The sequence below is a fragment of the Synechococcus sp. CC9616 genome, from assembly GCF_000515235.1.
Taxonomy (GTDB): domain Bacteria; phylum Cyanobacteriota; class Cyanobacteriia; order PCC-6307; family Cyanobiaceae; genus Parasynechococcus.
Genome location: NZ_KI911558.1, coordinates 1,735,943 through 1,749,329 on the forward strand (window position 1 = coordinate 1,735,943; position 13,387 = coordinate 1,749,329).

The 13,387-nt window shown below is 59.4% G+C and carries 16 protein-coding genes; 5 read left to right on the forward strand and 11 right to left on the reverse strand.

Annotated features, from left to right (window positions below; all coding sequences use genetic code 11):
- The first annotated feature begins 50 nt into the window (after positions 1–50).
- The 4 genes from SYN9616_RS0110120 (at position 51) to SYN9616_RS0110135 (ending at position 4,330) form a co-directional block, all read left to right on the forward strand.
- On the forward strand, positions 51–1,685 hold the full coding sequence (locus tag SYN9616_RS0110120; protein WP_028952972.1) for an NAD(P)H-quinone oxidoreductase subunit 4: 1,635 nt from the start codon (positions 51–53) through the stop codon (positions 1,683–1,685).
- 81 nt (positions 1,686–1,766) lie between these two features.
- Positions 1,767–2,135: a lipopolysaccharide assembly protein LapA domain-containing protein gene (locus tag SYN9616_RS0110125; RefSeq protein WP_028952973.1), complete on the forward strand. Its 369-nt coding sequence runs from the start codon at positions 1,767–1,769 to the stop codon at positions 2,133–2,135.
- Positions 2,136–2,205: 70 nt separating this feature from the next.
- On the forward strand, positions 2,206–3,108 hold the full coding sequence (locus tag SYN9616_RS0110130; protein WP_028952974.1) for a segregation/condensation protein A: 903 nt from the start codon (positions 2,206–2,208) through the stop codon (positions 3,106–3,108).
- 43 nt (positions 3,109–3,151) lie between these two features.
- Positions 3,152–4,330, forward strand: a complete 1,179-nt coding sequence (locus SYN9616_RS0110135; RefSeq protein ID WP_028952975.1) for an NDP-sugar synthase — start codon at positions 3,152–3,154, stop codon at positions 4,328–4,330.
- Here the strand turns inward: SYN9616_RS0110135 and SYN9616_RS0110140 are convergent.
- Entirely contained in the window at positions 4,311–5,204 is an 894-nt protein-coding gene (locus SYN9616_RS0110140; RefSeq protein ID WP_028952976.1) for a methylenetetrahydrofolate reductase, read from the reverse strand. The genes SYN9616_RS0110135 and SYN9616_RS0110140 overlap by 20 nt on opposite strands.
- An 82-nt stretch (positions 5,205–5,286) precedes the next feature.
- Here SYN9616_RS0110140 and SYN9616_RS0110145 point away from each other — a divergent pair, with 82 nt between their 5' ends.
- On the forward strand, positions 5,287–5,565 hold the full coding sequence (locus tag SYN9616_RS0110145) for a LuxR C-terminal-related transcriptional regulator (protein ID WP_028952977.1): 279 nt from the start codon (positions 5,287–5,289) through the stop codon (positions 5,563–5,565).
- On the opposite strand, the gene SYN9616_RS16560 is transcribed toward SYN9616_RS0110145, so the two are convergent.
- The 10 genes from SYN9616_RS16560 to SYN9616_RS0110190 form a co-directional block, all read right to left on the reverse strand.
- On the reverse strand, positions 5,522–5,674 hold the full coding sequence (locus tag SYN9616_RS16560) for a hypothetical protein (RefSeq protein ID WP_232200313.1): 153 nt from the start codon (positions 5,672–5,674) through the stop codon (positions 5,522–5,524). The genes SYN9616_RS0110145 and SYN9616_RS16560 overlap by 44 nt on opposite strands.
- Before the next feature lie 95 nt (positions 5,675–5,769).
- Entirely contained in the window at positions 5,770–6,276 is a 507-nt protein-coding gene (locus SYN9616_RS0110150) for a CYTH domain-containing protein (RefSeq protein ID WP_028952978.1), read from the reverse strand.
- A 2-nt stretch (positions 6,277–6,278) separates the two neighbouring features.
- Positions 6,279–7,229: an NAD(+) kinase gene (locus tag SYN9616_RS0110155; RefSeq protein WP_028952979.1), complete on the reverse strand. Its 951-nt coding sequence runs from the start codon at positions 7,227–7,229 to the stop codon at positions 6,279–6,281.
- 18 nt (positions 7,230–7,247) lie between these two features.
- Positions 7,248–7,577, reverse strand: coding sequence for an NADH-quinone oxidoreductase subunit NuoK (nuoK, locus tag SYN9616_RS0110160; protein ID WP_028952980.1), 330 nt, complete (start codon positions 7,575–7,577; stop codon positions 7,248–7,250).
- Between the two features lie 16 nt (positions 7,578–7,593).
- Positions 7,594–8,196, reverse strand: coding sequence for an NADH-quinone oxidoreductase subunit J (locus SYN9616_RS0110165; RefSeq protein ID WP_028952981.1), 603 nt, complete (start codon positions 8,194–8,196; stop codon positions 7,594–7,596).
- A complete protein-coding gene (ndhI, locus tag SYN9616_RS0110170; RefSeq protein ID WP_028952982.1) occupies positions 8,193–8,840 on the reverse strand; it encodes an NAD(P)H-quinone oxidoreductase subunit I in 648 nt (215 codons plus the stop codon). Before ndhI ends, SYN9616_RS0110165 begins: the two co-directional genes overlap by 4 nt.
- 73 nt (positions 8,841–8,913) lie before the next feature.
- On the reverse strand, positions 8,914–10,032 hold the full coding sequence (nuoH, locus tag SYN9616_RS0110175) for an NADH-quinone oxidoreductase subunit NuoH (protein ID WP_198015171.1): 1,119 nt from the start codon (positions 10,030–10,032) through the stop codon (positions 8,914–8,916).
- Between the two features lie 27 nt (positions 10,033–10,059).
- The gene (locus SYN9616_RS0110180; RefSeq protein ID WP_028952984.1) at positions 10,060–11,250 is read right to left on the reverse strand and encodes a citrate synthase; all 1,191 of its coding nucleotides are present in this window, start codon (positions 11,248–11,250) and stop codon (positions 10,060–10,062) included.
- 38 nt (positions 11,251–11,288) lie between these two features.
- Positions 11,289–11,774, reverse strand: a complete 486-nt coding sequence (sixA, locus tag SYN9616_RS0110185; RefSeq protein WP_028952985.1) for a phosphohistidine phosphatase SixA — start codon at positions 11,772–11,774, stop codon at positions 11,289–11,291.
- Entirely contained in the window at positions 11,752–13,341 is a 1,590-nt protein-coding gene (locus tag SYN9616_RS0110190) for a DUF3352 domain-containing protein (protein WP_028952986.1), read from the reverse strand. The genes sixA and SYN9616_RS0110190 overlap by 23 nt, the downstream gene beginning before the upstream one ends.
- Between the last annotated feature and the right edge of the window lie 46 nt (positions 13,342–13,387).

The window sequence follows — 13,387 nt, forward strand, 5'->3', positions numbered from 1 at the left end:
CACACCGGCTGTGATTTCTACAGTCCAATCAGTGGAGTGCTGGGACAGCAGTGATCGAGTTTGCAGTCGCCGGGCTGACAGAGCCTGTGAACGCGACCGTTCCCTGGCTAAGCCTCTCAATTCTTTTCCCGATCGTGGGGGCTTTGCTGGTTCCGTTCATTCCGGATTCCGGGAATGGACGCCAGGTTCGCTGGTATTCACTCGGCATCACGTTGGTGACCTTTCTGATCACCGTTGCTGCCTACCTGAACGGCTATGACCCAAGCCTCAGCGGCCTGCAACTGGCCGAGCGCGTCAGCTGGCTGCCGGACCTCGGGCTGACATGGGCCGTTGGCGCCGACGGTTTGTCGATGCCCCTCATCCTGCTGACCAGTTTCATCACCACGCTGGCCTGCCTGGCGGCTTGGCCTGTGAGCTTCAAACCGAAGCTGTTCTACTTCCTGCTGCTGGCGATGGATGGCGGCCAGATCGCCGTCTTCGCCGTCCAGGACATGTTGTTGTTCTTCCTAGCCTGGGAGCTGGAACTGATCCCGGTCTATCTGCTGCTGGCCATCTGGGGAGGCAAGAAACGTCAGTACGCAGCGACGAAATTCATCATCTACACCGCTGGCAGCTCCCTGTTCATTCTTTTGGCCGCACTGGCGATGGGATTCTTCGGCGGCGGAACACCGAACTTCGAGTACACCACTCTCGCTGCCAAGGATTTCGGAACGGGCTTTCAGCTGCTCTGCTACGCCGCCCTGTTGATCGCCTTTGGCGTGAAATTGCCAATTGTTCCCCTGCATACCTGGCTCCCGGATGCTCACGGGGAAGCAACGGCGCCGGTTCACATGCTCCTCGCAGGCATCCTGCTGAAAATGGGCGGCTATGCCTTGCTGCGCTTCAACTGTGAATTGCTTCCAGCCGCACATTCACAGTTCGCACCGCTGTTGATTGTTCTTGGTGTCGTCAACATCATCTACGCGGCGCTCACCTCGTTCGCCCAAAGAAACCTGAAGCGCAAGATCGCCTACAGCTCCATCAGTCATATGGGCTTTGTGCTGATCGGCATCGGCAGTTTCAGTGCCCTTGGCACCAGTGGGGCCATGCTCCAGATGATCAGTCATGGACTGATCGGCGCCAGTTTGTTCTTCTTGGTGGGGGCCACCTACGACCGAACCCACACCCTCCAACTCGATGAAATGGGAGGCGTGGGCCAGAAGATGCGCGTGATGTTCGCCCTCTGGACCGTTTGCTCACTGGCATCGCTCGCCCTTCCCGGCATGAGTGGCTTCGTGAGTGAGCTGATGGTGTTTGCCGGCCTGGCCACAGACGAGGCTTACACCCTTCCGTTCCGCATCGTGATCTGTGGCCTCGCGGCCGTTGGTGTGGTGCTCACGCCGATTTATCTGCTTTCGATGCTGAGGGAGATCTTCTTCGGCAAAGAGCGCGCTGATCTTGTCTCCCACACCAACCTGGTGGATGCCGAGCCCCGCGAGGTATATATCATCGATTGCCTTCTCGTTCCGATCATCGGGATTGGTCTCTATCCCCGCCTGATGACCGACAGCTATCGCTCCTCGATCGAAGCCTTGGTGAGCAGGGATGTTGACGCCATGGAACGCATCAGTCGGCCGACCGCTCCGATCATCCGAAGTCAGCCGTCCGTGCCGGCCCTGCTCAAGGCCCCGGAGCTGCCTGGCTGATGAATAAGTGCGTGAGTTGAGCTGAACTGAGGGATCAGATCGGAAGAACTCCGTAAGTTCTTTCCGACCATCAGCACCCCCATGCGCCAGATCAATTTCGGCCTGATCTTTGCCTTTGGACTGTTGATGGTGTTCTTCACCCTGGAGAACACCACGGCGACAACGGTCCATCTCCTGCCAGGCGTTCAGCAGACCATGCCACTGGCTGGATTGCTACTTCTGGTTGCGGGTATCGGAGCGGTATCCGCCTGGTTCTTTGCTGCCTGGACCGGCATGCTCACCAATGTGGATCAACTCAGCAATGCCAGCGAGGTCGAGGCGCAGCAGGTCCAGATTCAAGAGCTGGAAAGCGATCTCAGCCGTTATCGCTCCACGGTGGAGACCCAGCTGGGCCTGCTACCTGCCACCACGGCGAGCAGCACTGAGCCAACGGATTCAGCTGACAATTGAGTTGGATCCCTGCTGCCGACTGGCATGGAGGGGTCGTGATCGATAGCTTTCGGCCAGTGAGAGACACCCCTTGCAACAGACGGGAGCGAGCGCTGGAGCTGATGTCGGCGCCCGTCTGGCCATCCGTCTGCTTCAAGATGCCGCTGAAAGTGGTGAACTCGACCCCTGGGATGTTGATGTCATCGCTGTCATTGACGGCTTTCTCGATCAGCTCAGCCAACGAATCGCCGTACCGAAACAGGTTGCCGCTGCCATCGCCGGCCGCGGAGGCAGTTACGAACGCGATCTCGCCGACAGCAGCGAAGCCTTTCTGGCGGCCTCCGTCCTCGTTGGACTGAAGGCGGAACTGCTTGAAGCCAGCGTTCTTCCCCCGGCACCGGAGATCGAAGAGGGCTTTGACGCTGAATTCGAGGATCAAGGTTGGTTGGATCCTGCCTTCGACCTGCCGCGACGTCCCGAGCGTCATCTGCAGCGCCGTCCTGTGGCACCGCCGCCATTACGGCGGCCGGTCACCCTTGGCGAGCTGATCGAACAGCTGGAATCGATCGCGGAGCAACTGGAATCCGATGAGCTCCAACAGAAACGGCGCCAGCGTCAGAAGCGCTACAGCGATCGTGAAGCCATCGCCCAGGTGGCCAACCTGGCTCACCGTGAAAAGCTGCCGGAAACAACCGCGGCCCTTGGTGTCTTTCTCAACGGCTGGGAAGAGGCCCTGAACTGGCTTGATTTCGAAGCTCTCGTGGACCAGTGGCGCGATGCCGCTGCAGCAGACCTCGACACCGATCGGGTTGGCGTGTTTTGGGCTCTGTTGTTTTTGTCCTCCCAGGGACGGGTGGAGCTGGAACAACTGGAGTGGCTACATGCCCCCTTACGGCTGCGCAGGATTCCGGCGGCCGGATCCGTAACGCAATTGCCGATCAGCAATCTCGACGTGCCAGCTTCAGTGCCGACCAGCGGCCCCGTGGCGGCCTGAAGCACGGTTTAATGTTCGACATCTTGTGGAGCCTGCAACGCCTATGAAGGCGATGATCCTTGCGGCTGGCAAAGGGACGAGGGTTCAGCCGATCACCCATGTGATCCCCAAACCCATGATTCCCATCCTGCAGAAGCCGGTGATGGAATTCCTCCTTGAGCTGCTCAAGGAGCACGGGTTCAAAGAAGTGATGGTGAATGTCTCTCACCTGGCCGAAGAAATTGAAAATTATTTTCGGGACGGTCAACGCTTTGGCGTGGAGATCGCTTACAGCTTTGAGGGCTGCATTGAAGATGGTGAGCTGATCGGCAACGCCCTGGGATCAGCTGGCGGACTGAAGAAGATTCAGGATTTTCAACACTTCTTCGACGACACCTTCGTCGTGATGTGCGGCGATGCTCTGATTGATCTGGACCTCACCGAAGCGGTGCGACGACATCGCGAGAAGGGTGCACTGGCCAGTCTGGTCACCAAGAGAGTTCCCAAAGATCAGGTGAGCAGCTACGGCGTTGTCGTGACTGACGATGAAGACAGAATCTCTCATTTCCAGGAAAAGCCGAAGGTTGATGAAGCCCTCAGCGACACGATCAACACGGGTATCTACATCTTCGAACCGGAAATTTTTGATCACATCCCTTCCGGTGTTTCGTTCGACATCGGCTCGGATCTGTTTCCGAAGTTGGCATCAATCGGTGCACCCTTTTATGCCATCCCCATGGATTTTGAATGGGTGGACATCGGCAAGGTTCCTGATTACTGGCAGGCCATCCGAAGTGTGCTTCTAGGGGATGTGCGTCAGGTTGAAATTCCAGGCAAGGAAGTTCGTCCTGGTGTTTACGCCGGTCTGAACGTCGCAGCGGATTGGAACAAGATCAATGTCACCGGCCCTGTGTACGTGGGTGGCATGACCAAAATCGAAGATGGAGCGACCATCATTGGGCCATCAATGATTGGCCCCAGCTGCCACATCTGTGAAGGGGCCGTGATTGATAACTCGATCATCTTTGACTACTCACGCATCGGCGCAGGGGTGCAATTGCTTGAGAAGCTTGTGTTCGGCCGCTACTGCGTTGGCAAGGATGGGGACCACTTCGATCTTCAAGAAGCGGCTCTGGACTGGCTGATCACCGATGCCCGCCGTCAGGACCTGGTGGAGCCCTCTCCACAGCAGAAAGCCATGGCAGAACTGCTGGGAACCGACCTCACCCCGGCAGCGAGCTGAAACCAGCCATCTCAAGAATCAGGGGAATTCTCTCCTCTGCCTTGATGGCCATGAGGTGCACTCCCTGAACAATGCCGGTGTAACGGCGCACCTGTTCAGAGGCAATCGCCACGCCTTCCTCGGCTGGATTTGGAGCGCCTTCCAAACGGGAGATCAACTCTTCAGGGATGCAGGCACCCGGCACCACACGGTTGATGAATCGTGCATTCTTCGCCGACTTCAGCAGAAACACGCCAGCGAGCACGGGTATCTCCATCGGCCCTGCCAGTTCCTTCTGAAAACGCTCCAGAGCCTGCGGATCCATCACCATCTGCGTCTGAACGAAGCGGGCGCCAGCCTCGCGTTTGCGCATCAGTCGTCGCTGCAGTCCGCTCCAGCTCCGGGATTGGGGATCGGCCGCACATCCAGCGAACAGCTCGGTCGCGCCATCTGCCAGTGAGCCCCCGTTGGGATCTTCGCCGCGATTGAAGGCGTCCACCTGACCCAGCAGCTTCACGGACTCGAACTCATTCACAGGGCGAGCCGTCTGCTGATCTCCGGCTTTGACCGGATCGCCCGTCAGGCAGAGAAGATTTCGGATCCCAAGCGCATGGGCTCCGAGCAGATCCGACTGAAGCGCGATGCGATTGCGATCGCGACATGCAAGTTGCCACACCGGCTCCAGGCCGGCATCGAGCAGCAACCGACACACGGCAAGGCTGCTCATCCGCATCACCGCCCGACTGCCATCGGTCACGTTGATGGCATGAACACGCCCACTCAGATCGGTTGCCATAGCCAAGGTATGGACAGGATCAGCCCCACGAGGCGGCATCACCTCCGCAGTGATCGCGGCTTTCCCTGCTTCTAAAACGCGCTGTAGCGCCGTCTTCAAACCCTGTTCCGTTTCGGCAATTCACTATGGAGGATCAATGTGGATTCGGGGCCTAGCATTGGCGCAAAGGGGCGTGTGGACCATGACATCCGCTGAATCGTCCGATCCCCTCAACATTTCCCTGTCCACCCGGGAAATCGAAATTATCGAATTGGTTGCTGAAGGCCTCACCAATCAGGAGATTGCTGACAAGCTCACCATCAGCAAGCGGACGGTGGATAACCACGTGAGCAACGTCTTCACCAAAACCGGTTCAAAGAATCGCGTGGCGCTGTTGAACTGGGCGATGGACAACGGCAGGATCTGCCGCGATGGATTCAACTGCTGCGCCCTCCCCGAGGCTGAGCACCACGAACCCTGATGGCCGCTGGCTCCGGCAGGGTCTGCAATGAGCTGGGGGAGAGCGGAATCTCAAACAGCGCGGCGTAATCCAGACAAGCCTCAAGGCTGTTGCCCACGAATCGGAGCATGCCTTCTCTGTCGTAGAGACCGACCATGGCCAAAAGCCGCGAGGACTGAGTTCCTGTAAATCTAAAGGAAATCGAAAGACGGATCCACTGTTGTGTCAGAGCAGGCCAAAACGACGACGCTCCTGCGCTGACCAGCTAGTTAGCGGCTGAGAAGCCAGGACGGCATTGGCCCAGCGGGACTCCCCGGTCAGCTCCTTGCCGCACCAGTTCGGCAACCTGAGGGCCCGATCAGCTCGGTCCAGTTCAACCTCCGCCAGAACCAACGGAGCATTATTGCCGGAAAAGCAATCCACCACCCAGTCACCACCCTCGAGCTCAAGGGCGTAACGGGTCTTCTCAAGGCGGTGGGGGGCCAGCGCCCAGAGAGCTTCCGCGTCATCAGCTGGGATCGAATATTCGAACTCATGGCGGGCGATGCCACTGGAATCTGCGGCGGCCTTCAACGTGAGCCAGGCCAAGCCATCGCTCTTCATCCGAATGCGCACTGTGATTCCCTCAGCACTCGAGGCCAGATATCCCTGGCGCAGCGTCTGCGGTGGTCCTGCAAGCGATCTCCAATCGTCACCCGTGACCAGAAAGCGGCGCTCGATCTCCAGTGCCATGTCTAGTTCGGGGAGGGCTGACTTGCCGTGAGACTGCTGGCCCAGTGCAGTTTGTGGGCGAGGGTGCGGTAGTACGAAGGGCTCTGATTCAGCAGAACCATCAGGGCATGGTGACGGGCCTGCTGCACCACACAACATTCGCCAGGCTCCATCACGGTGCAGCCAACACCGTCCTTCCACAGCTTGATGCGGTGATCAGCATCACCCAGGGGCCAGATCACCAACCTGGCTCGGGGGGGCACAACGAGCGTTCGGCTTGAAAGGCTCATCGGGCAAATCGGAGCCACCACCATTGCCTCGATCCCTGGATGGAGGATCGGTCCTCCAGCCGCCAGGGCATAACCGGTGGATCCTGTCGGAGTGGAGAGGATCAGTCCATCACCACGCATCTGATCGACAACCTCACCATCGATCTCCAGCTCGAGCGTGCATGTGGGAGAAATCTCATCGCGATAGGCCCTCAGATAGAAGTCGTTGAGAGCCCAGTGATGTTCTTCGTCGTCCTCAATATCCGGTTGCTGAAGCAACGCCGGTGAATCAGCCCGTTCCTCAGCAGATCGACGATCCACCATCGCCTGCAGCATCAAACGGCGTTCAATCGCAAATTGGTCATTCAGCAATCGCTGCCAGATTTCATCACCTTGCAACACACGTTTGTCGTGGGTCAGAAAACCCAGATGCCCGCCGACATTGATGCTGAGGATAGGAATGTCATGAACAGCAAGATGGCGAGCAGCACCAAGAACTGTTCCATCCCCTCCGAGAACCACAGCCAGATCCGGCATGGAGTCCTCATTGGCCAGCAGACCGGGGAAGGGATTCACCCGGGCCCCTGACATGGCTGTGACCACGTGGATACCGAGGTTCTGAAGCTCAGCAGCACATTGACGTGCTTCTCTCTGGGCCGGCTGGCTTTCGGCCCGGTAGATCACCCAGACCCGCTCAAGACGCATGGACCCGTTGGATGGCGATTACCAGCGGAGCAGGTTGAACTGTTCCATATCAACCGTAACTCGGTTGCGGTAAAGCGACAGCAGGATGGCGAGCCCAACCGCTGCCTCAGCTGCAGCCACAGTGATCACAAACACGGCAAACACCTGACCTCGGATGAGATCGCCATCCACGTATGAGGAAAAGGCCATGAGGTTGATATTCACACCATTGAGCATCAGTTCGATACTCATCAACACCCGAACAGCGTTGCGACTGTTGATCAAACCCCAGACACCGATGCAGAACAACAGCGCCGCCAGGAGCAGGTATGCCTGAAGGGAAGGAAGTCCGGAAACAAAGTCGTTCATCGATCGAGGCAGGGGCTCAGGAGGGGCGGCGGTCGAGCAGGAGAGGCGTACGGGCTTTTTCAATCAGGCCCTGATCAGCGGCTTCTCCGGTGGCCACATCCGTGGCCAGCACATCGCGACGGGCGAGAACTATGGCGCCAATCATGGCCATCAGCAGGAGAACCGAAGCGACTTCGAAAGGAAGCAGGTAATCCGTGAACAGGTGCTCACCGATCCTGGCCGTGGCCTCCTCTCCAACAACCGGAGGACCGGGCAAGGACCATGGGGTCGTGACGATGACGCGCACGAGCAGGGCTAAGAGCCCAAAGCAGACACCTGCAGAAACGAAACGCCGAAGATTGAGACGATCAATCGCTTTGAGATCCTCGCGTTTGTTCACAAGCATGATCGCGAACAGGATCAGAACGTTGATGGCTCCCACGTAGACGAGCACCTGAGCTGCCGCAACGAAACTGGCATTCAGGAGCAGGTAGAGCCCAGCCACTGCCATGAACACGCCGCCCAGCAGAAACGCTGAGTAGACGATGTTGCTGAGCAGAACAACACCGAGGGCTCCAGCCACGACGACGGCAGAGAGCACCACGAAACAAATGAGCTCAGTGGTTCCAGCGATGGTCATCCCTCAGCCTCCTCCGCTTGATCGGCTGATTGTCCTGCATCCTCAGACCTGGATGGTTTGGGTGGTTCCAGAGTTTCAAGCACTTGCGCCGGCAGTTTCCCGGCCCGAGGCCGATCCGGAGCCACACCGTGTGGTGACATCTCTCCGGCAGGCAGGTAAGCCAGCTCTCTCAGGGGGCGAACCGATGGATCCGTGGTGACGCTGGTGGGCAGGCGACCAAGAGCGACATTGTCGTAATTGAGGCTGTGACGATCGAAGGCTGCCAACTCGTACTCCTCGGTCATCGAGAGGCAGTTTGTTGGGCAATACTCCACGCAATTTCCGCAGAAAATGCAAACGCCGAAGTCGATCGAATAGTTCCGCAGCTCCTTTTTCTTCGTGGCCTTGTTCATCACCCAATCAACCACCGGAAGGTTGATGGGACAGACGCGAACACAGACCTCACAGGCGATGCACTTATCGAACTCGTAGTGAATCCGTCCGCGATAACGCTCGGAAGGAATGAGCTTCTCGTAGGGATACTGCACCGTGACCGGACGGCGCTTCATGTGATCGAAGGTGACCGAAAAGCCCTGGGCGAGATTGCGCGCGGCATCGACCGCATCGCGCGTGTAATCACCGACCTGTCTGAGAAATCCGAACATGGACTTTGGAGACGTGGAGGAGGAACGTCAGGAACCTGCGCCCATGATGACGGCACAGAGGCTGGCGAGAGGGTCAGCCGCCAAAAGCAACTGGGAATGCCAGCTTTAACGCTGCCGTCACCAGCAGGTTGACCAGCGACAGAGGCAAGAGAAATTTCCAGCCGAGATCAAGCAACTGGTCGATGCGCACACGGGGAGTACTCCAGCGCAGGAGGATGGCCACAAACACCAGCAGATAGGCCTTCAGCACGGTCATCACAATGCCAACGGACCCTGTGATCACCTGCACAACTGGGGCATCGATGGGCTGACCAAGCCAGCCGGCGAGCCACTCCACTGGAATCGGGAACCCCCATCCACCCAGATAGAGGACCGACACCAACACGGCCGAGAGCACGAGGTTGATGTAACCGGCGAGGTAGAAGAGGGCGAATTTCATGCCGGCGTACTCGGTCTGGTAACCGGCCACCAGTTCCTCCTCCGCCTCAGGAAGGTCGAACGGCAGGCGCTCACATTCGGCCAGTGCGCAGATCCAGAAGATCAGAAAACCCACCGGCTGCCGCCAGATGTTCCAGCTCAGGATGCCGGCACCGGTCTGCTGGCCAACGATGTCAACCGTGCTGAGTGAGTTGCTCATCATCACGATTGCCAGCACCGCAAGAGCCAGAGGAATTTCGTAGCTGATCGACTGGGCAGCGGCCCTCAGGCCTCCCAGCAGGGAATATTTGTTGTTCGAGGCATATCCACTCATCAACAATCCGATCGGTTGGATGCTGCTGAAAGCGATCCACAGAAAGATTCCGACTCCGACATTGCTGATCAACAGGTTCTGACCGAACGGAATGATCAGCCAGGACACAATCACCGGGACGACCACTAGGACCGGGCCCAGAGTGAACAGCAGGCTGTCAGCCCTGGCCGGAATGATGTCTTCCTTGACCAACAGCTTGAGACCATCGGCCAGGGGCTGAAGAATGCCGAGAGCACCGGCATATTCAGGACCGATGCGCTGCTGAACAGCAGCGGAAATCTTGCGTTCCAGCCAAACCGACACCAGAACACCGACCACGGCGGCGACCAGCACCAAAAGCATCGGCAGGGGCAGCCAGAGCAGGCGTGCTGCCTGAGCAGACAGTCCAAGTCCCTGCATGGCCTGGCTGAAGCTCAGTTCGAGGTCCAGTCCCGGGCTCACCATTGCGTTGCCTGAAGTTCCTGCAACTTAAGCGGCCGAAGCCTGGGGACGCTCATTGATGGGGATCCAAGCGCGAGGTTCGGAACCCGAATAGATCTGGGACGGACGGAAGATGCGGTTCGCACCCAACTGCTCACGCCAGTGAGCAAGCCAGCCGGCCACCCTCGAGATGGCAAAAACAGGGGTGAACAGATCCCTTGGAATGCCCAGCTTTCGATAAACCAAACCCGAATAGAAGTCGACATTCGGATAGATCCCCTTGGCACCAAGACGGGATTCCGCCTCCTGCTCGAGGGCACGGGCGACGTCGTACAACGCATCGTGTCCGAAGCGGGCAAACATTTCCTCGGCAAGTGATTGCAGGATGACCGCACGGGGATCCTTCACCTTGTATTCACGGTGACCGAAGCCCATGATCTTGCGCTTTGCCGCAATGGCTTCGTCGAGATAAGCGCCCGCATTGGCGGGAGAACCGATCTGCTCGAGCATCGCCAGAACATCCTCATTGGCGCCGCCATGGAGAGGTCCGGCCAGGGTGCCAACGGCGGAAGCCACAACCGCATAAGGATCGGTGAGGGTGCTGGCGGTGACCCGGGCACTGAAGGTGCTGGCATTGAGGCTGTGCTCCGCATGGAGGATCAGACAGCGATCAAAAATCCTTGCGGCCAGCGGATCCGGTTCACGCTCGGTGAGCATGTACAGGAAATTGGCCGAGTAGGCGAGATCATCCCTGGGTTGAATCGGGTCTTGGCCTTTCCGTATCAGCTGGAAGGCCGCCACCATCGTCGGGATCTTCGCGATCAGACGCACAACGGCGTCATAGATGTACTGCGGGTCATCGATCGCTCGGCGCGAATAAAACAACCCAAGCGAGGCGGCGCTGGACTGCAGGGCATCCATCGGATGTCCCGTCGCCGGGAAGCACTTCATCATGTCCCGCACCCGGAAACTGACGCGCCGGTGCATCTGCACCTGATGCTCAAAGTCAGCGAGCTGGTCCCGGGTTGGCAGTTCACCCCAGATCAGCAGGAAGGCGGTCTCAAGGAAGCTGCTGTTGGTCGCCAGCTCAGCAATGGGAAACCCTCGATACGTGAGCAGGCCCTCCTGTCCCTCGATATCGCAGATCGCCGATTGGGTGGCAGGGACCCCATCGAGACCTGGCCTGAGTTCGATTCCAGTGCGCGCATGGCGCAGTTCGCCTGACTGCTGTTGAGCCACCGCCCTGTTACCTCTAAAGAAAACCTAGGCCGGACGGTTCAGGCCTTCACGGGATCGAGCAGCAAGGCCGGGCGCAGCAAAGCCTGCAGCTCCCAATGGCAATCAAAACCATGCACGTGGATCAGGCCGGCCTTCTTCAGGGCAATGGCTCTGGATGGCAGCCCGAGCAGGTCGGAGGCCAGCCAACTCAGATCTGGTTCATGGCCGACCAAACAAACCCGTCCCGTGAGCTGGCGAACCAACGCGAGGACGTCTCCACCGGGCAGGAGAGCCTGATGAAGCTCAAGCATCGGCGCCAGACCAGCACCCACAGCAATCTGAGCCGTTTCCAAAGCGCGTTGGTAAGGACTGGTGATCAGACGATCGACCTGCACACCGCGCTGGACAAGGGCACTGGCCACAGCATGCGCGCGGCGCTGGCCCCTGGCGGTCAGCGCCCTGTCTGGATGATCGAGCCCATCAAGACGCTCCTCAGCAATCCCATGACGCAACAACAGCAGGTCAACCGAGTTCGAGGCGGGCATGCAGGGGCAGCACCGGTTCCTGCTCATCTTGACCAGCGGATTCAGCTGCAAGCACAAGGCCGCGCACCCTGGACTGCAGGGGCTGACCAGCCAGAGCCTGGAGCGTGATCCAGGGGCGCCAGCGGGCCATCAGCCGCTGGGCCGGGTCCGAATCCAACAGCAGAACCTGCGTCGGCGCATGATCCAGCTTGAGCTGCTGCAACTGCTGCAGCCTTGGTTGCAAGCCTCGATGGTCTTGGCGTCCCTGCAGAGCCTCAAGCGTTTCCCCCCACCAGTGACGTCCGGCCTCCTGGGCCATTGCCACAGCCAGCTGGGCCTGCAAGCCGTCGCCATTGCCGCGCTGGCGCACCAGGCGAGTCCAAACCTGCAGCTTTTCCTCATCGCCAGCGAGCTGGGAACGGGCGAGACCATCCGCCTCGAGATCGGCTTTGACCGCGTCCAAATCAGGATGCCCGGAACGACTGGCAAGCAACCAGCCCGCCTCCTGCTGGAGCCACAGCAGAGGACCGTCATCGCGACCGATGATCGACTCCAGCGCTGATTGGTTGTTGAGCTGCGTCCTCAGCAGCGGACCAAACCATTGACTGAAGGGGTGGGACTCATCGAGGGCCAGCAAGCGCGCTGGATCCTGCAACGAGGCCAGCCACGCTGCGCGACCACCGGCATCGGAGGCGAGATCCTGTAGCGGCGCCCAGGGAGGCATCTCCCATCGATCCCGGAACCGCAGCCTGGCCTCCACCGCCAAATCCGTGCCCTGGGGCTGTAACGCCGCAACCAATCCTGTGAGATCTCGGCGCTCGGCGAGAACAGGTGGCAACTGAAGCCAGTTCTGCAGAGCTCGGGGTGACGCCGTCAGCAGCGCAACCCCATCGCCAAGAGCAGACAGCTCCTGCTGCAGCCTGGCATCGCCAAGTTGATGCTGATCCTGCAGCTGAGAAACATCTAAGGCGGTCTCCAACACGCCGCGGCCAGAAGCGAGCAGGAGCAGATCGTCATCAATCAGGGCCGTCGCCAGCGGCTGGGGCTCGCGGCCGAGAAGAGCACCACGGCCACTGATCAGGCCCATGCCCCGATAGCGACTCACCTGCAGGTCCGTACCGGCCAGGCTGCGCGTCTGCCAGAAACGCTGCAGGAAACGTCTGGCCCCATCACTGTCCCGGCTGGTGAGCGCCAGCACCCAACCGGGCGACCCACCAGAATCGCCGGGGTCAATGAGCGTGAGACTCAGTTCCGGCCCCAGCCATGCCGCCAGCTCCCGATCGAAATCAAGGCCTGCCAGAGCGAACACCCCATCCCGCCAACGGCGTGCGGCATCTCGGGATGCGCGGCGCTCCGATGGCTGTGACACCGCCTGCACGTAGGCCGGCAGACGCACGGGATCAGCCAGCCAGTGCAGCGAAAGATCCGCCTCCCTGGGGACAAAGCGCGCCGCACGCGGCAACTCCAGAGGCTGGCTGGCCAGTCGCAGGGGACTGCGCCGATCCACTCCCCAAAGCAGGGCGAGCGCAAGCAGCAGCAGCGCCAACAACACCCCTGCGATGACTGTGAGGAATGAGCGGGCCTTCATGGGCCAGCGGAGCGTTCTTCGCTCATCTTTGTCCATCGCCGCAGAA